This is a genomic window from Allorhizocola rhizosphaerae (genome assembly GCF_003426775.1).
GTDB lineage: Bacteria > Actinomycetota > Actinomycetes > Mycobacteriales > Micromonosporaceae > Allorhizocola > Allorhizocola rhizosphaerae.
The window spans coordinates 88137-109500 of sequence record NZ_QJUG01000001.1 but is presented as its reverse complement, the minus strand read 5'-3'; the positions used below and the strand labels follow the sequence as shown (position 1 = coordinate 109500).

The following is a 21364-nucleotide window of genomic DNA, read 5'->3' as shown; positions in this document are numbered from 1 at the left end:
GAGTGAGCAGTGATGAAACAGCAAGCACTCTGGCCGGCCGTCCTGGCGGCGGCGCTGGTCCTGGCCGGTTGCGGAAGTGCTTCCGGGACGAAGAACCCCTCCGACGCGGCGGGCGGCAAGCTCGTGGTCTGGGATTGGAAGTCCGGTGACAAGACCGCGGCTGCCTACGTGGAGAAGGCGAAGGCCGACTTCGCCAAGAAACACCCGGGCGTGACCGTGGAGTTCGTGGCCCAGCCCTTCGATCAGTACTACACGCTGCTCGGGACGGCCATCCAGTCGGGCAAGGGTCCCGACGTCATGCTGTTCAACGGCGGCGGCCAGCTGCGCGATCGGGTGAGCGCTCTGCTCCCGCTGGACGAATTCATCGCCGCGGACAAGCAGCGGCTGGCAGGCTGGGACGCGTTCGCCAAGGACGGCAAGGTCTATGCCGCGCCCATCACGCTGCAGGGTCACCCGATCTACTACAACAAGGCGCTCTACAAGAAGGCCGGGCTCAACCCCGACCGCCCGGCGACCACATGGAGCGCCTTCGTCAACGACTGCGCGACCATCACCAAGGCAACCCAGGCCACCTGCTTCGCCGTGGGAAACAAGGAGGGCGCCGGCATCCAGTTCTTCATGTCGGGCCTGGGCTCGGGCATCCTGACGCCGAAGGAATACACCGACTGGATCGCGGGCAAGCGCGACTGGAACTCCCCCAATGTGAAGCGGATGTTCGAGCTTTGGAAGGAGGCCAACGACTCCGGCCTGAACAACAAGGGCGCCAACTCGACCGCCCTGTTCAACGACGCCTTCGGGCTGTTCAGCTCCGGTAAGGCCGTCAACATCATCGGGTTGATGTCGGACATCGGGCACTGGAAGGACTTCCGGGAGTTCCTCGGCGCCGACAACGTCGGCGTCATGCAGGCCCCCGTGATCACCTCCGGCACGACACCCAGCCTTCCCTACGACGGCGGAATCGGTTACGGGATCGCCAAATGGACCCAGAACCCGGCCCTCGCCGCCGACCTCGTGCGGTCGCTGACCTCAATCGATGCGCTGCACGCCTTCTACACCGGCGCCGGCGCAATCGTGTCCGACACCACCGTCAAGACGTCGGACGGGGGTCCCGCGGTCACCACCATCGTGTCCAGCCTCAAGGACGGCAAGCCGGCACTGCACGTCGCGCTCTCGTCCAAGACCCAAGACTTGATGGGGCGGCTGTCCCAGCAGATCATCGCCGGGTCGGTCAGCGTCGACGACGCTCTCAAGCAGCTGGCCGAGTCAGACAAGGCGAGCTGATCGGCGTGCCGGTAGGACGTTCAACGTCGGTCCACTCGGCTGGTGCCGAGTGGACCGACGAGGCAAGGGGACTCGCCTCCCGCCGGCGATGGGAGGCGCGAGCGGAAACCCCACGGGCGCCGCGCCGCTTCCGGGGTGACCGCCTGGCCCCGTATGTGCTGGTGGCTCCGGCGCTTCTGATCATCCTGGGGCTACGGCTGTGGCCGCTGCTGCTCGGCGTCAACTTCTCGTTCACCGGCGACGGCGATCGCGACGGGATGCCGGTGGGTCTGGACAACTACGCCGATCTGCTCAGTGATCCGGTTTTCCAGATCGCGCTGCGCAACGTCGGGCTGCTGGCGCTGCTGCTTCCGGTGGCGGTCGCGGTCCCGGGCCTGTTGGCGACGTTCATCTTCCTGCGCGTGCCCGGTCATCGGGTCTTCCGCAGCGTGTATTTTTTCCCGGCCGTGCTCTCGCCGGTGATCGTGGGATCGATCTTCAATCTGCTCCTGGCCTTCGACGGCCCGCTCAACTCCCTCATCGAGGGCATCGGTCTGGGCCCGGTCGACTGGCTCGGCGATCCGAAGGTCGCCATGTTCACCGTCGTCGGAGTGCACATCTGGGCGACCTTCGGGATGGCCCTGGTGGTCTTTCTCGCCGGGTTCTCGACGCTTGATCCCACGCTGGTGGACGCGGCGCGAGCCGATGGGGCCACCGTGGCGCAGATGATCTGGCACGTGATCATCCCCGCTCTGTCGCGCACCATCCAGTTCGTCTTCGTTACCACGATGATCGGAATGCTGACGTCGATGTTCGGCCTGATCTACGTCATGACAAGTGGCGGTCCCGGCGGATCGACCTATCTGCCGGAGTACTACATCTGGGTGCAGCAGGGGCAGATGAACCGTCCGGCGCTGGCCTCCGCGGCATCGACGGTCCTGTTCCTCATCATGCTCGTGATGGGGCTCGTGCAGATCGCGCTGTTGCGCCGCGCGGGGAGGGAGGACTGATGCGCGGCCCCCGGGCAAGCACATGGATCGTCGCCGTGCCGATGATGGCCCTCGCTTTGGCGACCATCTATCCGCTGGTGTTCACGGCCAACGTCGCGATGAAGACCCGGCATGACTACATCCTCGACCGGTTCTCCCCAGCCGGTTCCCTGAATTGGGACAACGTGGTCACCGCGTGGACGAGCGCGGGCATGGCGCGGTACTTCGTCAACTCGCTCATCGTCGTTGCCGCCTCCGTCGCGCTGCTTCTGCTGTTCGGCTCGATGGCCGGCTTCGCCCTGAGCCACCTGCGGTTCCGTGGCTCACGAGCGCTGTTCCTGGGCTGTCTCGCGGCGCTGTTCATCCCGTTCCAGGTGATCATGGTGCCGCTCGCCCGCACCATGGCCGACGCCGGCCTGATCGACACCTATCCGGGGCTGGTCCTCGCCTACGTCGCGCAGTTCCTTCCCTTCACCATCTATCTGATGGCCAGCTATTACAGCGGCATCCCGCGCGAGATCGTGGACGCGGCCCGCATCGACGGGAACACCGTGTACGGCGTCTTCCGGCGGATCATGTTGCCGATGGGCAGTCCGGCGCTGCTGTCGGTCGGCATTCTCGACGCCCTGTTCTGCTGGAACGACGTGCTCATCGCCCTGCTCATGATGCCGTCCGCGCAACATCGGACGCTCATGGTGGGCGTCACCTCGCTGCGCGGTCAGTACTCCAGCGACATCCCGACGTTCGCGTCCGGGGTGCTGATCGCCGCCGTGCCCGTGTTGGTGGTCTATCTCGTGTTCCAGCGCCAGATCGCCGATGCCGTCACGGCCGGTTCCACGAAAGGCTGACAATGAGGATCACCGGGTTTCGTACCCTGAGGACGGTCCAGGAATGGTTCCGGCCCGTCGGAGACGCCAACGGCGTGTTCCCCGAAGGGGTCACCGCGATATCGATCGTTCTGGTGGACACCGACGAGGGAATCACCGGCGTCGGGATTGGACCGCATGTGGAGCTGGAGGCGGTCTTCGCCGCGATCGCCGGCGAGGACCCGCGTTGCGTGACCGCCCTTTACGACCGCATGCTGCGGCAGACGTTCAAGGCCGGCCACGCCGGGGTGGTCTTCGGAACCATCGGCGCGCTCGACACCGCCCTGTGGGACATCAAGGCGAAGGCGGCCGGAGAACCCCTGTGGCGCCTGCTGGGCGGACGCGACCGGACGGTACCCGCCTACGCCTCGGGTCTGGACATCGACCTCGATGACGACGAGTTGGTCGCGGTCTATCAGGTCTACGCCGAACGCGGTCTGCGGGCGGCCAAACTCAAGGGCGGCCTCGACGTCGAGCGGGACCTGCGCCGGCTGCTGTTGGTGCGCGACGTGCTGACCCAGGCCGGAAACGGGATGCGTCCCGCCCTGATGCTCGACGTGAACGAGTCGTTGACGCGCAAGCAGGCCGTCCGTCACGTCGGCGAACTGGAACGCACTGTGGATCTCACCTGGGTGGAGGAGCCCGTGCGGCGCTGGGATGCCGAAGGGCACGCCGCCGTCGGGCGTGGAATCCGGGCCTCGGTAGCCACCGGCGAAAACCTCACCGGGCTGGAGCAGTTCCGTCCCCTGCTGGCAGCCGGGGCGGTGGACATCGTGCAGACGGCGGCGGTGTGGGGAGTGACCCACTTCCTGCGCGTCGCCGCCCTGGCACACGCCCACGACCTGCCGGTGAGCCCGGTCGGCAACATTCCCGTCGCGCTGTTGCACGCCGCCACGTCGGTACCCAACCACATCGTCAGCGAGTTGCAGGACCTTGACCCCCCGGTCGGCCTGACCGTGGACATGCGCGTGGAAGACGGAGCCTTCGTCCTCGGCGACTCGCCCGGTCTGGGCATCCGCATCGACGAGGAGACCATCACCGCACGGGCGCGACGGCCCCACACGGTGACCTACCACGGACCCCACGTCCGGCCGGAACGCGCCGGACAACGCCTGATCGCGGAAGCGCGAAGCTAGCAAGGAGTGATTCATGCGCGTTGCTCGCTACACCGGCAACGGGACGATCGCTGTGGGCGAGTCGGACCCGTTGCCTCCCGGTCGTGGACAGGTGCAGATCGCGGTCGCGTTCACCGGCATCTGCGGAACCGACCTGCACATCCGGCACGGTGCGATGGACGGCCGGGTGCGTGTCCCGGCGGTGCTCGGGCACGAGATGTCCGGCCGGATCGCCGCCGTCGGCGCGGACGTCGCGGATTGGAGTGTCGGCGATCCCGTGACGGTGATGCCGTTGCGCTGGTGCGACTCGTGCCCCGCGTGCCGGGCCGGCCATCGGCATGTGTGCCAGCGCTTGAACTTTCTCGGCATCGACTCGCCGGGGGCGATGCAGGAGCGATGGACGGTGCCGGCCGAGGTGCTGGTGCGCATCCCGGAGGGGACGCCACTGCGCGGCGCCGCGCTGGTCGAGCCGGTCGCGGTGGCCGTGCACGACGTGCGGCGCGCGGGTCTTGCGGCCGGCGAGTTCGCGGTGGTGGTGGGCGGCGGCCCGATCGGCGTGCTCATCGCCTGCGTGGCCCGTTCGGTGGGAGCCGATGTCGTCCTGGTGGAACCCAACCCGCACCGGCGCAAGCTCGCCGAGGGCCTGGGCCTTGAAACGCTGAACCCGCAAGAAACCGATATCGGTGGGCACGTCGAGGACCGCACCGGTGGTGCCGGGGCGGCCGTGGCATTCGAGGTCTCCGGGGCCGAACCCGGGGTGACGACGGCCATTTCAGCGCTGGGCGTCCGCGGGCGGATGGTGGTAGTCGGCATCCACCCGGCGCCGCGAGCGGTGAACCTGCAGCAGGTGTTCTGGCGCGAGCTGAGCCTGATCGGAGCCCGTGTGTATGAGCGGGCCGACTTCGAGCAGGCCGTGCGGTTGGTGGCGGACGGGACCATCCCGGCCGACCGGCTGGTATCCCGGGTCCAACCGCTGGCGTCCGCGGCGGATGCGTTCTCGGCACTCGAATCCGGTGGCGACGTCATGAAGGTGCTCATCGACTGCCGGGTGGGGGAGGAAAGTGTCGATGCCTGAACTGTTCGACCTGAGTGGAAGGCTCGCCGTGGTCACCGGCGCCCGGCGCGGAATCGGTCTGGCCATGGCCGTCGCCCTCGCCCGAGCCGGCGCGGACATCATCGGGGTCTCCGCCAACATGGAGGAGCGGGAAAGCCTGGTGCAGCAGCAGGTTGAGGCCGCCGGAGGGAAATTCACCGGGTACCGATGCGACTTCGCCGAACGGGCCGAGGTCGAGGCGCTGGCGCAGAGACTGTGCGAGCTCGACCGGCCGGTGGATGTCTTGGTCAACAACGCCGGCACGATCGCCCGCGCACCAGCGGTGGACTACACCGACGACATGTGGGACCACGTTCTCGCGGTCAACCTGTCCAGCCAGTTCGTGCTGACCCGCGGGATAGGGCGGGAGATGGTGCGCAGGGGCCACGGAAAGGTCGTGCTGACCGCGTCTCTGCTGAGCTTCCAAGGCGGGATCAACGTGGCGGCCTACACCGCGACCAAGTCCGGGATCGCCGGGCTCACCAGAGCGCTGGCCAATGAGTGGGCGCCGCACGGAGTCAACGTCAACGCCATCGCCCCCGGCTACATCGCCACCGACAACACACAGGCGTTGCGTGACGACCCCAACCGCAACCGTGCCATTGTCGAGCGCATTCCCGCGGGGCGATGGGGTGAGGCAGACGACCTCGCCGGCGCCACCGTCTTCCTCGCCTCGGCCGCATCGGATTACGTCAACGGCATCGTCCTTCCCGTTGACGGGGGATGGCTGGGTCGATGAGCCGCACCCGTCCGCCTGTTTCGCTCAGCCGGCTCGGACTGGGCGGCAGCCAGCTGGGCAACCTCTACCGCGAGGTGTCCGACGCCACCGCCGCGCAGACATTCGAGGCCGCGTGGGAAGCCGGCATCAAATACTTCGACACCGCTCCCCACTATGGTCTCGGCCTGTCCGAGCGGCGGTTCGGCTCGCTGCTGCATGGGCTGCCCCGTGATTCCTACATACTGTCCACAAAGGTCGGACGGCTGCTCGAACCCAATCCGGCCTTCGCGGGCGAGCAGGACAACGAGGGATTCGCGGTCCCCGCCCGGACCGTTCGGCGCTGGGATTTCAGCCGTGAAGGGATCCGGCGTTCGATCGGTGACAGCTTGGAGCGCCTCGGCCTGGACCGGATCGACATCGCCTTCCTCCACGATCCGGAGAACCACTGGAGGCAGGCGCTCGACGAGGGACTGCCCGCGCTGCTTGAGCTTCGAGACGAGGGTGTGGTCGGGGCGATCGGCGCGGGAATGAACATCGCGCAGCACCTGACCGAGCTGGTTCGTGGTCACGACGTCGATGTGGTGATGTGCGCCGGGCGCTACACGCTGCTGGAACAGGCGGACGAGCTGATGTCCGCAGCCGCCGAAAACGGCGTTGGTGTGGTCATCGCCGGGGTTTACAACTCCGGTCTGCTGGCCCGGCCGCGGCCGGACTCGCAGGCTCGCTACAACTACGCACCCGCCCCGCCGGATTTGGTCTCCCGGGTGCACGCGATTGCCGATGTCTGTGAGCGCCACGGCGTGACCCTGCCGGAGGCCGCACTCGCCTTCCCGCTTCGCCACCCGGCGGTCGTCTCCGTCGTCGTGGGGGCGGGCACGCCCAGTCAGCTCACCGACGCGACGCAGCGGCTCGCCGGGCACATCCCCGAGGTCGTATGGTCGGAACTGGCGGCCGCCGGACTGATCAGCGATCCGCAACGGCAACGGCACGATCGATGATGGGTGGCCGGCCATCGACCGCTCAGCTCGCGGTGCCCAGATCCGATCCCTATGTCTGGCGCAATGTGCGGATCGGCGGAGGCGGGTTCGTCACCGGCATCGTGTGCAACCCGAGCCGGCCAAACCTCATCTACGCGCGCACCGACATCGGCGGAATGTATCGCTGGGAGGAAAGCACGCAGTCGTGGATCCCGTTGCTCGACTGGGTGGGATGGGATAACTGGGGATATCAGGGCGTGGCCAGTGTCGCCACCGACCCGATCGATCCCGACCGGGTGTACGCGGCCGTGGGGATGTACACCAACGACTGGGATCCGAACAACGGCGCGATCCTGCGTTCGGTCGATCGGGGCGACACCTGGGAGATCAGCCCACTGCCGTTCAAGTTGGGCGCCAACATGCCCGGCCGGGGGATGGGGGAGCGGCTAGCGATCGACCCCAACCACAACGCGATCCTCTACCTGGGTGCGCCCAACGGCAACGGCCTGTGGCGCAGCACCGACTCGGGAGCCAGCTGGGCGAGGGTCGCCGGCTTTCCCGGCAGCGGGGACTACGCGCCCGACCCCAGCGATCCCGAGAGATACCTCAGTCAGCGGATCGGCGTGGTCTGGGTCGCTTTCGACGCGTCAACCGGGGGCGAAGGCCATGCCACGCAAGGCATCTACGTCGGTGTGGCCGACCCGGCCAACCCGGTCTACCACAGCACAGACGGCGGTGTCACCTGGTCGGCCATCCCGGGCGCGCCGGCCGAATACCTGCCGCACAAGGGGATCGTGGACTCGGTGAACCGCGTGCTGTACATCGCCACCAGCGACACCGCCGGACCCTACGACGGCGCCAAGGGTGACGTGTGGCGCTACGACATCGCCACCACGGCGTGGACGCGCATCAGCCCGATCCCTTCCAGCAGTCCCGACTGCTACTTCGGCTACAGCGGGCTGACGCTTGACCGGCAGAATCCTGAAACCATCATGGTGACGACGCAGGTGTCGTGGTGGCCCGACGCCATCTTCTTCCGCAGCACCGACGGGGGCGCCAGCTGGACCGGCATCTGGGAATGGGCGACGTATTCCGAGCGCACCGTCCGGTACACGATGGATATTTCCTCAATTCCCTGGCTCACCTTCGGCGAGGAATCCGATCCACCGGCGACGAGCCCGAAGCTCGGTTGGATGACAGCGGCCCTCGAAATAGACCCCTTCAACCCCAATCGGATGATGTACGGTACCGGGGCGACGATCTACGGCACGAACAACCTCACCGACTGGGACTCCGGCGGGACAGTCATCATCACACCGATGGTCAATGGGCTGGAGCAGACCGCGGTCATCGATCTCATCAGCCCGCCGAGCGGGCCGCCGCTGATCAGCGCGCTCGGTGACGTCGGCGGATTCCGCCACGATGACCTGGAGCGCGTCCCGTCGACCATCTTCACCGGGCCCGTGTTCACCACCACACGGAGCCTGGACTACGCGGAAAGCAACCCTGGCGTGATCGTGCGGGCCGGAGACTTCACCGACCGGCCCAGCGACTGCCACATCGCGTTCTCCACCGACGGTGGCGCGACCTGGTTTCAGCACACCGAACCGCGAGGGATCAGCCTCGGCGGTAGCGTCGCCGTTTCCGCCGACGGGCGCCGGTTCGTGTGGGCGCCGGGCGATCCCGGTCAGCCGGTGGTTTTCTCGGCAGGATTCGGGATGCCGTGGGCGCAGTCGACCGGTGTGCCGCCGAATGCGGTCGTGAGATCCGACCGGGTCAACCCTCACACGTTCTATGCGTTCAAGGACGGCACGTTCTTCGTGAGCGCCAACGGTGGAGCCACCTTCCAGGCCACCGCCGCGACCGGTCTGCCCGCGGAGGGCAGTGTGTACTTCAAGGCAGTGCCGGGACACGAAGGCGACATCTGGTTGGCAGGCGGCAGCCCCGTCGGCGCCTACGGCATGTGGCGCTCCACGGACTCGGGCGCGAGCTTCACCCGCCTGTCCAATGTGGAGCGCGCCGACAACGTCGGATTCGGCAAAGCGCCACCCGCTCGCACCTATCCGGCGGTGTACGCCGTCGCCCAAATAGGCGGCGTACGCGGCTTCTTCCGCTCCGATGACGGCGGTGCCGGCTGGGCGCGCATCAACGACGATCAGCATCAATACGGCAACGCCTGCTGCGCCATCACTGGCGACCCACGGATTTACGGCCGCGTCTACGTCACCGGCAACGGGCGCGGCATCGTCTACGGCGACAGGAGCCTTTCGCCATGGGGGACATGAAGCAACATGCGCAGTTCTCGATACGAGATATCCCGTTCAGCTACTGCGGATCCTGGTTCAACTTCGCAGAAGTGGCCGGGGAGGCGACCCACGCGGGCGATGTGCACCTCGTGTCACACCAGACGCGGCAACAACCGGTGCTGCGGTTCACCCCGCAGTTCGGCGATGGCCGGGCGCGGACCACCATCACGGCCGTGCCGTCGCGATTGACCTGGACCGGTGAGCAGGGCCGCATCGAGCTGGCCTACGAGACGCCCGACACCGTACGGGTCCGGGGCGTGGGGCTGGGCCTGCGCCTGGCAGTGGCGTCTTCGCGAAATCACCTCCTGCACGATCCGGTCGACGGCTCGTGGCTTTGCGCCGTCCCGGGGACGGGCCGCAGGTACCGCGTCACGCCGCTCTCGCCGGAACTCCGGCCGGGCAAACGGGCAATCACCATGCGGCACGACCGCGAGTGGGAAATCGCGATCGAGGAATACGACAGTGCCCGGCCTCCGTACCGAGCCGTGCTGACCTTCGACCAGATCGTCACCGCCGGCGCCATCGGATTCCACCGGTACGCCGACTCGATCGCGCCGTGGCGAAACGCCGACACGCCGGCGGCCGAGCTCGCCGCCTACATCCTGTGGTCGACCACCGTCCGCCCGGCCGGATTCGTCACCCTCCCGGCAATCCTCGGCTCCAAACATCGCGCGGACAAGGTGTGGAGCTGGGACCACTGCGTCAACGCGCTCGCCGTCGCGTCCGGGCTGCCGGATCTCGCCTGGGCGCAATACCGGTTGCCCTTCGAGCACCAAGACGACTCGGGCGCGCTGCCGGATTCCGTCTCGCATTCGGAGGTCCTTTACCACTTCGTCAAGCCACCCATCCACGGCTGGGCCTTGCACCGGTTGCGGCAACAGATCCCCACGCTGGGCAAGATCACGCTGACCAAGGCCTATCGGGAGCTGGCGAGCTGGACGAACTTCTGGCTCACCACGCGCCGGGTGCCCGGACATGCCCTGGCGCATTACCAACACGGCAGTGACAGCGGCTGGGACAGCGCGACCACGTTCGGTCAGGGGCACGCGACCGAGTCCGCCGATCTGGCGGCGTTTCTGGTGTTGCAGACGCGCGAGCTCGCAGACCTGGCTTGCGAACTCGGGCTCGCTGCCGACGCCAAATCGTGGGCCCTCGACGCCGACCGCATGCGCGCCGGGTTGCTGGAATTGTGGACGGGGGAACGGTTCGCGGCACGTGCGGCCGGAAACCAGCGCACCTGGACCAGTGACAGCCTGCTGGACCTGATGCCGATCGTGCTCGCCGACCAGTTGCCCGAAGACATGCGTGACGCGCTCGCCAAGCGCATCCGCGCGCACCTGACCGAGCATGGTCTGGCCACAGAGCTGCCCGCCTCGCCGCACTATCGGGCCGAAGGACACTGGCGGGGCCCGATCTCGGCGTCGGCAACGGTTCTGATCGAAGACGGGTTACGCCGCAGTGGATACCAGGAGCTGGCCGACGAGATCAGCGACCGGTTTCGCGCCTTGTGCGAAGGCTCCGGCTTCGCGGAGAATTTCGACTCCCTCACCGGCGTCGCACTGCATGAGCGCGCCTGCACCCAAACCGCCGGCGCCTATCTTCTCCTCGCCGGCGCATACGTCGGCTCCACCATTGGACAATCGAAAATCGTCGCTTGACTTGGCCTTCGCCGTAGGGCAATCTACGTCTTGACTGATCGCGCTCGGCGGGCGAGATGTCCACTCCACCATCCGTTTCAGGAGTCGGCATTGTCCCAGCCGCAGCTTGTCCCGAGTGGACGGTTCCTCTACGGCCCGGCGTTCCTGCCGAGTCCTGACTCAACCACACGTGAGGAACCGCCATGGTCACTCCAAACCTCCTGCGCCGCCGCTACAGAAGACCGTCTGTCGTGGCCGGCGCGCTGATCCTCGCCCTGATCGCCGGCAGTACGGCTCTGGCGTCGCAGACCGGCAAGGTGCTGTCCGCGCCTGTGACGGCGGCCATCGAGCCCGGGCAGACCGCCCAGATCTCGGGCGTTGCCTCCGGACGCTGCCTGAGCGTCCCCAACTCCAGCATCGCCAACGGCACACAGATGCAGTTGTGGGACTGCAATGGGGCCGCCAACCAGCTCTGGACCTACACGGCCGGTCGGCAGCTCATGGTGTACGGCAACAAGTGCCTCGACGCCGAAGGGCGCGGCACCGCCAACGGCACCCGCGTCATCATCTGGGACTGCAACGGGCAGAACAACCAGCAGTGGAATGTGAACGCCAACGGCTCCATCACCGGCGTCCAATCGAACCTCTGCCTCGACGCCAACGCCGCCGGCACGGCCAACGGCACGAACATCATCCTTTGGTCGTGTCACGGGCAGAGCAACCAGCAGTGGACCTCGCCGTCGCAGCCGTCGCCGTCGCCGTCATCGTCGTCGCAACCGCCGACCGGTGACCGCCCCTGCGACATCTACGCCTCGGGCGGCACGCCCTGCATAGCAGCTCACAGCACGGTGCGAGCGCTCTACGGTTCGTACAACGGCAACCTCTACCAAGTCAGGCGCTCGTCGGACAACACGACCCGCAACATCCCGGTCCTGAGCGCGGGCGGCTCCGCCAACGCGGCGGCCCAGGACTCGTTCTGCGCCGGCACCACGTGCGTCATCACCGTCATCTACGACCAGTCCGGGAGGGGAAACAACCTGTGGTATCAGGGGTCGGCAGAGGTCCCCGGTTCGAGCCAGAGCCGCCCGGCGATCGCCACCTCCGAGTCGCTGACGGTCGGAGGCAACAAGGCATACTCGCTCTACATCAATCCCGGCAACAGCTATTGGCGCGACGGCCACCTGACCGGTGTGCCGACGGGCAGCGCCCCCGAAGGCATGTACATGGTGACCAGCGGCACGCACGTCAACAACGGCTGCTGCTTCGACTACGGCAACAGCGAGACGACGAGAAGCGCCGACGCCGCCGGAGCCATGGACGCCATTAACTTCAGCACGCAGTGCTGGTTCGGCGGGTGCTCGGGAACCGGCCCGTGGGTCCAGGCGGATCTGGAGTGGGGCCTCTACTCGGGTGGAAGCCAGTCCTGGAACCCCAACCAGAGGGCGTTCACCAGTAAGTTCGTCACGGCCATGCTGAAGAACAACGGGACCACGCGGTTCGCGATCAAGGGCGCCAACGCGCAGTCCGGCACCCTGTTCACGCTTTGGGACGGCGCGCTTCCGCCCGGATACAGCCCGATGAAAAAGCAGGGAGCCATCATCCTGGGCAGCGGCGGCGACTGCTGCAAGCCCGGCGGCGGCGCCAACCTCAGCGCCGGGACGTTCTATGAGGGCGCGATGGTGACCGGCTATCCGTCCGACGCGACCGAGAACGCGATACAGGCCAACATCATCGCGGCCGGCTATCGCTAGTTGTTGACCCGGTTTCCCTCCCTCACAGGAGGGAAACCGGCTTACGGGCTAGGGGGTGTGCGTCTGCCACTTCTGGTTGTTGCCGCCCCAGCAGGACCAGAGCTGCACCTTGAAGGTGGACTGATTCGCGTCGAGACAGAGCCCGGAGTGCACGCCGCGGATCGTGCCGTCGGAGTTGAAGACCCACTTCTGGTTGTCGCCGCCGTTGCAGTCATACGTTCCGACAACCGTGCCGTTGGTCGTGCCCCGGCCGAAGGCGTCCAGGCACTTCTGCCCGCCGAGGGCGGTGATCTGCCCGGAGTCGGTCCGGGTCCACTGCTGAGCACTCGACGTGCTGCAAGTAGACACCTGCACCTGAGCATTGGTGGTGCCCGCGGGGATTTCGAGGCAACGAGTCGTGCCGACGTTTCTCAGGTTGGTGGCAACCGGCACGCTGCCGCCACTGCCCCAGGCGTACTTGAGGCGATCCAGGCCGCTGGCGTTGGGGGTGCTCAGCGTGAGGTTGGTGCCGCTGCCGTGCAGCTTCTGCATGGCATACCAGTCGTCGCTCTGCCCGGCGGTGATTTTACCGCCGAGTCCGGGCCAGTAGATCGAGCCCATGCGCAGCTCGCGCAGGACGGCGGTGGTCGCGCGGAAGTAGCGGACGAAGTTGTCGGTGCTGTTGGCGTCGTGGTAATTGAGGCCGGTATCCATCGGTGCGCCGAACTCGTCCACGATGGTCCGCGAGGCGCAGGTGCCGATCGCGTCTTTGAGGTAGGCCACCCACTGGTCGTAGGTCTTGGCACCGCTGAAGAACGTGTAGTGGTGCAGCGAAAGAAGGGTCCCGTCGAGGCGGCGGTCGGCGCACATGGCCTTGGTGTTGGTGTTCAGGCCGGCGCCGCTGACGACTATGCGGTTCCTCGGGATTGAGGGGCGGCTGGTGATCCACGCGGCGGCGATGTCGGCCCACTCGGTGGCGCTGTGGCCGCCGGGCTCGTTCATCGGTTCGAAGTAGACCAGGCTGTTGGCGCCGTATTTGGCGACAACGGTGTTCCACATGGAATTGAAGGCGCCGGTGTTGACGATCCTGCCGCTCCTGGCCGCCACCCCGTCCTCCCAGTAGGACAGGATGACCTTCAAGCCCCTGTCGGTGGCGGCGTCAATGGCGCCGGTGTAGGCGTTCCACCAACTGGTGCCCACGCTATAGGTGTTGACCGGCAGCCGGACGGTGTTGGCGCCGAGGTTGTTCTGGAAACCGGTGTAGACGGCGTCGGCCTTGGCCCGCACCGTCGCGTAGCTGTCGGAGCCGTTGAGCCCGTGCAGGATCAGCGTCCCGCCGTGGAAGTTGTCGCCGAGACGGGCCCAGTTGACGCCCATGAACTGGCTGGTGTCCGCCGCGGCGGGGGCAGCGATGGCGGGAAGGAAGGTCGTGGCACAGGCTAGGCTGACCATCAATGCGAGGCCGCGCCTCGATAAAAGTTTCACTTTCTGCTCCTTGATAGGTACGGTTCGGGGCCGGACGGTGACTCCGCCCGGCCCCGAAAACGCGGTCAGTTGCGCAAGCTCCATTGCTGATTGCCGCCGCCGTGGCAGGACCACAGCTGAAGCAGGGTGCCGTTGGCGGTGCCGTTGCCGCTGGCGTCCAGGCACAGTCCGGATTGGACTCCCGTGATGCTGCCGTTGGCGTTGACGTTCCACTGCTGGTTGGCGCCACCGTGGCAGTCCCAGATCACCACACGGGTGCCGTTGCTGGTGCCCTGTCCGCTGGCGTCGAGGCACTTGTTGCCATACACGGTCAGCTGCCTACTGCTGCTGTTGTAGGTGAAGCGCTGGTTGGTGCCGCCGTGGCAATCCCAGATCTGCAATTGGGTGCCGTTGGTGGTGCTGGAGTTGGGCACGTCGGCACACCGGCCGGACTGACCACCCACGATCTGGACGTTCTGCTGACCGGGCGGCGGGCTGCTCGTCGGTGGGTTGCTCGGCGTCGGACCGGACCCGAACTGCGTGAAGAACTTCCACACCTCCGGCTTGACCCAGCTGCGGGCGCCGCTCTCACACCCGGCGCACCCATCCACCGGACCCTGCTGGTGACCTCCGTCGAACGGTGCCCAGACCACCGGATACCCGGCCTGGCAGCCCGAGTAGACGGTGATGATGTGGGTGAGACTGCCCCGTGCGGGCTCCGGCGGGTTCTGCGGGGTGCAGCCGTTGTTCCTGACGAACCTGTCCCGCAGCGACCGTCCGGCGGAAATGTTGTCCGAGATGCCATGGATTCCCATGTACGCGAACGGCTGGGTGCCGCCGCTGCATCCGCTGATCGCGCCGGGGGCGGCGATGGCGACGACCGCACGGAAGACGGTCGGCCGGGCGCACGCGAGCGCGTAACTCATGGCGCCGCCATAGCTGAAGCCCACCGAGAACCGCTGCGTCGTGTCGACACACAGGTCGGCTTCGATCAGCCTGATCATGTCGTCGGTGAACGTCACGTCCTCGCCGTTGGAGTTGCCCCAGCCGTTGTTGAGCCCCTGGGGCGCAACGAAGATGGTCGTGTTGCCCGACTGCGACTGCATGCCGTAGTACGCCCAGGCGTACCCATCGGATCCGCCCCCCGCGACCTGGCTGGCGGTGCCGCCCAACCAGTGGAATCCGAAGGCCAGCCGGTGGGCGTAGTTGTTGTTGTAGCTGTCGGGGATCTTCAGGATGAAGCTGCGGCTCTTGCCGCCGCTTTGAATCGTCCGCGTGCCGCTGGTCAGGGTCGGGGCCTTGCCGCAGCCGGCGGAGTTCGCCGCTGATGCGGGCGAACCGGCCGTGAGCGCATACGCACCTATGGCAGCCACGGCCAGGACGGCGATTGTCGCCCCCAGCCAGCGGGTGGATGACTGTCTCACTGCTGTGTCTCCTTTCGTTCCTTCATGGGTCACGGCAGTGTCCAGCGTTGGTTGGTGCCGCCGTGGCAGGTCCAGATGATGAGTTGGGTACCGTCGGCGGAGCTGCCGCCGTTGGCATCCAGGCACTTGCCGGACTGCTGATTCACCAGAGAGCCGTTGGCTCCGGCGGTCCAGTTCTGTGAGCCGGAGCCGTTGCAGGTCCACAACTGCACCAGCGCGCCGTTTGCGGTGCTGCCACCGGCCACGGTCATGCACTTGCTCAGCGAGCGGATGGTGTTGTCCGAGCCGATCGTCCACTGCTGGTTGGGGTTGTTGTGGCAGGTCCACAGTTGGATCTTCGAACCGTCGGTGGAACTCGCGCCGCTGACGTCCACGCACTTGCCACTGGCACTCCGGATCTGCCCGGTGCGGGGCTGAGTCCCGCCCAGCTCCTTGATCCGGATGTTGCGGAACGACACGTCGTCGCCGGTGCCGTGGTTCTGGATGCCGATGTGCCCGGAGGCCAGCGACCGTACCGGATCGGTGTTGGTGAAGTCGTTTATCTTCACGCCGTTGAGGAACACCTGCAGGCGCTCGCCCTCGACGAGCAGTTCGAAGGTGTTCCACTCGCCCGGTGGGTTCAGCGCCCCGTCACGGGCCGCCTGATCGGCCGCCTTGAACCCGTAGATGGACCCGGTGGTCCGGTCTGCGGTGTCAGTGGCATCGATCTGTACCTCGTAGCCGGTGTTGAGGGCGGCGTTCGGGTCGCTTGTCGGCGGGAAGCCGACGATGACACCGGAGTTGTCATCGCCGGGCATCATCCAGTCCAGCTTGAGCGAGTAGGAGCGGAACTCCTTGGTGCTGTACCAGAGCATGCCCATCCCGCCGGACGAGGTCAGCGTGCCGTTGCTGTTGCTGAACCCGCCGGGCCCGGCCTGGGACCAGCCTGTGGTGGAGCCGTTGTAGAGCGCGGTGTAGCCGGTCTCCGGCCGGCAGTCCGCCTTGGTCCGGTTGGCCGCGTACCGGATTCCGCCCAGCACGTGGGACCGGAACGCCGGCTCGCTGTAGGAGGACTGGGTGTGTCCGCTGCCGGTGTAGAAGGACCGTCCCCCCTGGTACGTCTTGCACCAGGCGTGCGGGTGGTCGGCGCCCATGCTGCCACCGGAGTAGCTCGACTCGTCCAAAGTGGCCAGTACGCGAGCCGACGACCGGGGGTTGGTCCGGAAGTTGTACCACTCGTCGGTGCGCACCCACGTCGGGCTCAACCCGGCCGTCGCGGCGTGCGCGCGGTTTTCGACCCGGATCGTTGCCTGCTGGATCGCCGGGTGCGAGGCGAAGTAGGCGCCCACGAGCTCGCCGTAGAACGCCCAGTTGTACTCGGTGTCCGAGGCGGAGTGCACGCCAACATACCCGCCGCCGGCCCGGATGTAGTTCTCGAAGGCGGTCTGCTGGGTCGCGTTGAGCACGTCGCCGGTGGTGTTGAGGAAGACGACGGCCTCGAACTGCGCCAGGTTGGTGGCGTTGAACTGGTTGGCGTCCTCGGTGGCGGTCACGGTGAAGCTGTTGGCCGCCCCAAGTTCGCGGATCATCTGGATGCCTTGCGGGATGGAGTCGTGCCGGAAGCCCGCCGTCTTGGAGAACACCAGCACGTCATACGGTGTGTCCGCGGCGCTCGCCGGCGGACAGCCGACGCTGGCCAGGATCAGCGTCGTCGCCGCTGCGCCGATGATGCTGCGCATTGTTTGTCGCATAACCGGATTCCTCTCAGGGTAGAGTCCAGCGTTGGTTGGTGCCGCCGTGGCAGGTCCAGATGATGAGCTGGGTCCCGTCGGCGGAACTGCCCCCGTTGGCGTCCAAGCACCTGCTCAAGGCCCGGATGGTGCCGTCAGCGCCCGATGTCCACTGCTGGTTGGTGCCGCCGTTACAGGCCCACAGCTGCACGAGTGCGCCGTCTGCGGTGCCGTTGGCGGTCATACACTTGCCCAGCGAGCGGATCGTGCCGTCGGCTCCGATGGTCCACTGCTGGTTGGTGCCGCTGTTGCACGTCCACAGGTGAATCTTCGTCCCGTCAGCGGAGCTGGCACCGCTGACGTCCACGCACTTGCCGCTGGAGCTCCTGATCTGCCCGGTGCGGCTGCCCGTGGATGTGCCGAAGGTGAAGGCGTCCACGTCGAACAGATTGCCCGTGCCGCTGCCATGGAAGGTCAGATACAGCGTGATCGTTCCGGCCGGGACGTTGGACAGGGTGGTCGAAACCTCCCTGAAGGTCTCCCAGCCGCCTGTGACCGGGACGGTGACCGTGCCGAGCACGGTGCCGGTGGGCGAGCCGGCGCGCACCGAGAGCGTGCCGCCGGAGCCGGCGGAGGAAACCCGGGCGGTGAAACGGGTTTCGCCGGCCAGCGCGTAGGGCTCGAACGCGATCCAGTCGCCGTTGTGGATGTCACCGACGGTCTGCCCGCCCTCGGCGCTTGCCTTGCTGAACAGGCCGGTGCCCGACTGGGTGCCGCGGTGCTCGGCCTGACGGTGCCGCACCTGCAGGACGTGCTGCGCCTGCGTGGTCAGCGGCGGCTGCCCGTTCGCGCCGAGGTCGGTGTATTCGGCGACGAACCCGCCGTACAGGTTCGCCGCGGTGTCGTGCTCACCGTCCACCGGGATCTGCATCGTCCCGGAGCATCCGGTGCGCGTGGTGATGAGGTGACCGTGGTTGTCGTGACCCAGGTTGTAGGAGAGCTTGACCCGGCTGCAGTCGATGGCGCTGTCCTCCGGGTCGGACACGGTGATCGTGTACGGCACGCTGTCGCCGAAGTTGAACAGGGAGCCGTTGATCGGTGTGGTCAGGGTGACCGTCGGGGCGGTGTTGCCGACCGTGATGATGACGTTGGCGACAGCGGAGCGCCCGCCCGCGTCGGTCACGGTGAGTGTCGCGGTGTAGACCCCGTTGGTCGTGTACGTGTGGCTGGGGTTGGCCGCGGTGGAGGTGTTGCCGTTACCGAAGTTCCACGAGTACGTCAGCGCGGTGCCCTCCGGGTCCGACGAGCCCGCGCTGGAGAAGTTCACGGCCAGCGGCGCGTGGCCGGAGGTCCGGTTGGCGGCTGCCCGTGCGATCGGCGCCTGGTTGCCCGCGGGGTTGTATTCGATGCGGTACAGCGCGGAGTTGGCGTCGCCACCGCCCCAGCCGGTGCCGTAGTCCAAGACGTACAGTGCACCGTCTGGACCGAACGCGGCGTCCATGATCTGCGTGCCGCGCCACGGGAAGTCGCTGACCTGCCCGGGAGTGCCGTCGGCGTTGACGTCGATGGTCTTGATCCAGCGCCGGCCGAACTCGGTGGCGAAGACGTGCCCGTCCAACGCCGGCGGGAACTTGATGGTCGAGGGGTTGGCGGCGTCGTAGCGGTACACCGGTGCGGCCATCGGCGACTCGGAGCCACAGCCGAACGCGGCGAACGAGCAGTTGTCGTACTTGATCCACGACGGGCGCGCGGCCGGCAGGTTCCGCAACCCGGTGTTGCGCGGCGAGTCGTTGACTGGCGCGGCACAGTTGAACCGGGCACCCGACGGGCCGGACGGGAACGTGTAATCCACGTAGGCCTCGGCGGTGGTGTTGGTGCCGACGCAGTAGGGCCAGCCGTAGTTGCCCGCCGAGGTGATCCGGTTGAACTCCACCAGACCGGCGGGCCCACGGGTCGCGCTGGCGCTGCCGGCGTCCGGCCCGTATTCGCCGAGGTAGATTGCACCGGTCGGCTTGTCAACGTTGAACCGGAACGGGTTGCGCAGGCCCATGGCATAAATCTCGGGCCGCGTGCCCGCGGTGCCCGGCGGGAACAGGTTGCCGGCCGGGATCGAGTACGTCCCGTTGGCGTTCACCTTGATCCGCAGCACCTTGCCCCGCAGATCGTTGGTGTTGGCCGCGCTGCGCTGCGCGTCGTAGGCCGGGTTGCGGTTGCTCCGCTCGTCGAGCGGTGCGTAGCCACTCGAATCGAACGGGTTGGTGTCGTCCCCTGTGGACAGGTACAGGTTGCCGGCCGCGTCGAAGTCGATGTCTCCGCCCGCGTGGCAGCACATGCCCCGGTTGGCCGCCACCTCCAGCACGGTCACCTGGCTGCTCATGTTGAGCGTGAAATCGGCGTTGAGGGTGAACCTCGACAACCGGTTCACGCCGTTCCAGGCCGAGAAGTCCGTGCCGGTGGATGGCGCGTCACCGCCCGGAGTGGACAGTGGTGGCGCGTAGTACAGGTAGATGTGCCGGTTGGTGGCGAAGCCCGGGTCCACTCCGATGCCCTGCAGGCCGTCCTCGTCGTGGGAATACACCTGCAGCGTGCCGATCACGCTCGTGGCTCCGGCGGCGGTGGTGCGGCGCAGCACCCCGTTGCGCGAGGTGTGCAGCACGGAGCGGTCGGGCAGCACTGCCATCGACATCGGTTCGCCCATCTCGGCCACACCGCGGGCGAGCTCGATCTGCTGGAAGTCCGCCGCGTTGACGGGATGCGCCGCGGCCGGCGACGCAGCGGTGAGGACGGCCACCACAACGCCTGCCGCGAGAACAGCGGCGGATACCGCCGCACTCATAGGTTTTTTCATGCGAGGTCACACACCTTTGGGTCGTGGAGTTGGTTGAGGGAGGCCGACTAGCTGGTGGCGGCAGCCATAGTCCACCTCTGGTTGGCGCCGCCGTGGCATGCCCACAGGATGAGCTTGGTGCCGTTGGCGGTGCCTAGGCCGGACGCGTCGATGCACAGTCCGGATTGGACGCCGGTGATCGTGCCGTTGGCATTGACGTTCCACTGCTGATTGGTCTGCCCGTTGCAGTCCCAGACGACCACTTGGGTACCGTTGCTCGTGCCCTGACCGCGTGCGTCCAGGCACTTGCCGCCGGAGGCCACCAGTTGCCGGCCGGCGGTGTGGGTCCAGGACTGGTTGGCCCCGCCGTGGCAGTCCCACAGCTGGATCTGAGTGCCGTTGGCGGTGTTCGGCACATCCAGGCACCGGCCGGACTGCACACCGACGATCGGCCGGGCGGGCTGGCCGGGGTCACCGATGCTGCCTGGCACGGACCGCAGTGCGGTGAGCCAGGTGGCGGCCATCTTGTCGTAGCCACCCGCGGTGGGATGCACGCCGTCGATCAGGTCGGCGGTAGTCAGCGCGGCGTGCATGTCCACCAGGTGCACGCGTTTGCCGGCGTTCACCTTGGACTGCACCATGGCCGGGATGGTGGCGTTGAAGGAGCGGGCCTTGCTTTCCTGATCGGCGTTGGCGAGCGGGATGATGGTCGCGACGAACACATCGGCGGCCGGGACGGTTGCCGTGATGCGATCGACCAATGTGGACAGCCGGCTCGGCGCCGTGGCGAGATGGTAATTTTGCAGCACGTCGTTGGTGCCGATGTGCAGAAGTACCGTGCGGGGGTTGGTGACCTGGAGCCAGCGGACGATGTTGGCGTCGATCTGGTCGATGCGCCAGCCGGGATGACCCTGGTGGTCGTGGTCGCCGAGACTGGGCGGGCCGTTGAACTGAGAGCCCACGAAGTCCACCCGGTATCCGTTGGCGGCCAAGCGTTGCCAGAGCCCGTTCCGGTACCCGCCGGGAATCTGCGTCCCCTCGGTGATGGAATCGCCCAGCGGCATCACCCGGACCCCGCCATTGGACTCGGCGGCGGCGATCCCGCCGTGCAGCACGGTGCCCATGATGACGGCCACGGCGGCTGCTGCGACCCATCGACGGCGTGTACGCATTGTCTCTCCTTGGGTTGTCGGCACAAGCCCGCGCCCGATTCAGCACATGGGGGACCGCCACGACCACCAGCGGGTGA

Annotated in this window: 15 protein-coding genes; 10 read left to right on the top strand and 5 right to left on the bottom strand. The window is 67.1% G+C overall.

Features of this window, described 5'->3' with window-relative positions; all coding sequences use genetic code 11:
* Positions 1-12: 12 nt before the first annotated feature.
* The 10 genes from DM816_RS00400 to DM816_RS00355 all read left to right on the top strand — a co-directional run bounded on the left by DM816_RS00400 (position 13) and on the right by DM816_RS00355 (position 12712).
* Positions 13-1281, top strand: coding sequence for an ABC transporter substrate-binding protein (locus DM816_RS00400; RefSeq protein ID WP_117207993.1), 1269 nt, complete (start codon positions 13-15; stop codon positions 1279-1281).
* A gap of 5 nt (positions 1282-1286) precedes the next feature.
* A complete protein-coding gene (locus tag DM816_RS00395; protein ID WP_117207992.1) occupies positions 1287-2270 on the top strand; it encodes a carbohydrate ABC transporter permease in 984 nt (327 codons plus the stop codon).
* A complete protein-coding gene (locus tag DM816_RS00390; protein ID WP_117207991.1) occupies positions 2270-3097 on the top strand; it encodes a carbohydrate ABC transporter permease in 828 nt (275 codons plus the stop codon). The genes DM816_RS00395 and DM816_RS00390 overlap by 1 nt, the downstream gene beginning before the upstream one ends.
* A gap of 2 nt (positions 3098-3099) precedes the next feature.
* Entirely contained in the window at positions 3100-4251 is a 1152-nt protein-coding gene (locus DM816_RS00385; RefSeq protein ID WP_117207990.1) for a mandelate racemase/muconate lactonizing enzyme family protein, read from the top strand.
* A 13-nt stretch (positions 4252-4264) separates the two neighbouring features.
* Positions 4265-5305 carry a zinc-dependent alcohol dehydrogenase gene (locus tag DM816_RS00380; protein WP_117207989.1) on the top strand — a complete coding sequence of 347 codons (1041 nt, stop codon included), beginning with the start codon at positions 4265-4267 and terminating at the stop codon, positions 5303-5305.
* Positions 5298-6062: a 2-dehydro-3-deoxy-D-gluconate 5-dehydrogenase KduD gene (gene kduD, locus DM816_RS00375; protein ID WP_117207988.1), complete on the top strand. Its 765-nt coding sequence runs from the start codon at positions 5298-5300 to the stop codon at positions 6060-6062. Before DM816_RS00380 ends, kduD begins: the two co-directional genes overlap by 8 nt.
* Positions 6059-7039: an aldo/keto reductase gene (locus DM816_RS00370; RefSeq protein WP_117207987.1), complete on the top strand. Its 981-nt coding sequence runs from the start codon at positions 6059-6061 to the stop codon at positions 7037-7039. The genes kduD and DM816_RS00370 overlap by 4 nt, the downstream gene beginning before the upstream one ends.
* A gap of 32 nt (positions 7040-7071) precedes the next feature.
* A complete protein-coding gene (locus tag DM816_RS00365) occupies positions 7072-9303 on the top strand; it encodes a beta propeller repeat protein (protein WP_211588487.1) in 2232 nt (743 codons plus the stop codon).
* Positions 9300-10982, top strand: coding sequence for an amylo-alpha-1,6-glucosidase (locus DM816_RS00360; RefSeq protein WP_211588486.1), 1683 nt, complete (start codon positions 9300-9302; stop codon positions 10980-10982). The genes DM816_RS00365 and DM816_RS00360 overlap by 4 nt, the downstream gene beginning before the upstream one ends.
* Positions 10983-11164: 182 nt before the next feature.
* On the top strand, positions 11165-12712 hold the full coding sequence (locus DM816_RS00355; protein WP_117207984.1) for an arabinofuranosidase catalytic domain-containing protein: 1548 nt from the start codon (positions 11165-11167) through the stop codon (positions 12710-12712).
* A gap of 48 nt (positions 12713-12760) precedes the next feature.
* On the opposite strand, the gene DM816_RS00350 is transcribed toward DM816_RS00355, so the two are convergent.
* The 5 genes from DM816_RS00350 to DM816_RS00330 all read right to left on the bottom strand — a co-directional run bounded on the left by DM816_RS00350 (position 12761) and on the right by DM816_RS00330 (position 21287).
* Complete coding sequence (locus DM816_RS00350; protein WP_246001368.1) at positions 12761-14176, bottom strand: ricin-type beta-trefoil lectin domain protein; 1416 nt, start codon at positions 14174-14176, stop codon at positions 12761-12763.
* 65 nt (positions 14177-14241) lie between these two features.
* The gene (locus DM816_RS00345; protein ID WP_117207982.1) at positions 14242-15579 is read right to left on the bottom strand and encodes a ricin-type beta-trefoil lectin domain protein; all 1338 of its coding nucleotides are present in this window, start codon (positions 15577-15579) and stop codon (positions 14242-14244) included.
* A gap of 29 nt (positions 15580-15608) precedes the next feature.
* On the bottom strand, positions 15609-17309 hold the full coding sequence (locus DM816_RS00340; protein ID WP_117207981.1) for a ThuA domain-containing protein: 1701 nt from the start codon (positions 17307-17309) through the stop codon (positions 15609-15611).
* A gap of 13 nt (positions 17310-17322) precedes the next feature.
* Positions 17323-20136: a PQQ-dependent sugar dehydrogenase gene (locus DM816_RS00335; RefSeq protein WP_117207980.1), complete on the bottom strand. Its 2814-nt coding sequence runs from the start codon at positions 20134-20136 to the stop codon at positions 17323-17325.
* A gap of 47 nt (positions 20137-20183) precedes the next feature.
* Positions 20184-21287 carry an SGNH/GDSL hydrolase family protein gene (locus DM816_RS00330; protein WP_117207979.1) on the bottom strand — a complete coding sequence of 368 codons (1104 nt, stop codon included), beginning with the start codon at positions 21285-21287 and terminating at the stop codon, positions 20184-20186.
* Positions 21288-21364 lie beyond the last annotated feature (77 nt).